The sequence below is a fragment of the Acinetobacter sp. I-MWF genome (genome assembly GCF_025433935.1).
GTDB lineage: Bacteria > Pseudomonadota > Gammaproteobacteria > Pseudomonadales > Moraxellaceae > Acinetobacter > Acinetobacter guillouiae.
Genome location: NZ_JAMBAR010000080.1, coordinates 1 through 796, shown reverse-complemented (window position 1 = coordinate 796; position 796 = coordinate 1). Strand labels below are relative to the sequence as shown.

The following is a 796-nucleotide window of genomic DNA, read 5'->3' as shown; positions in this document are numbered from 1 at the left end:
AACTTCACCTGAACCCAATGTAGCACTAATCGTACCTTGGACTTCTGGCGTGTCATCATTGGTGAAAGCACCATTGGCAACATTTCCTAAACCTGGGGCAACGTTATCAACAACTGTTGTTATCGTTGTGGTTTGTGTTGGTACTATGGTGTCAATATTAATCGTATAAGAATTAGATACACCACCTGAAATTGATGCGGCATTTTGTACGTATGCTGTATAGGTATAACCCAACCCATTGCTCAGACCACTGTCATTAAAGGTCCATGTTGTACCTGTAACTGTTGCAGTGCCAATCACCACACCATCACGAACAACAACTACGCTTTCACCAACATTTAATGCCGCGCTAATTACACCTTCAATTAAAGGAGTCGTATCATTTGTTGCACCATTATTGGCAACAACACCAGTTTGCGGAGCAAAGTCATCTTGCACCGCAGTGATCATAGTCGTTTGTGTTGGGCCACCTGTTTGGATGGTTACACTGTAATCCGCTGAACTATTTCCTGTATTACCTGCCGCATCTTCAACACGTGCTGTATAGCTATATGTAGATTCACTTGCCAAGCCACTATCTGTATATGTCCAAGTTGTATTGGTCACTGTAGCTGTGCCGACTTTAACGCCATCACGATATACCGCAACAACCTCACCTGAACCTAATACAGTACTGATCGTACCTTGCAATTCTGGTGTTACATCATTCGTTGTACCACCATTAGCAACATTTCCTGTTTGCGGTGCAACATCATCAACGATGTTACTGATCACTACAGTTTGTGTCGGTGCACTG

The 796-nt window shown here is 43.2% G+C and carries 1 protein-coding gene; it reads right to left on the bottom strand.

The window, feature by feature from the left end; all coding sequences use genetic code 11:
- The coding region (locus M2R48_RS21485; RefSeq protein WP_262087664.1) for an Ig-like domain-containing protein at window positions 1-796 on the bottom strand (796 nt) is incomplete at both ends.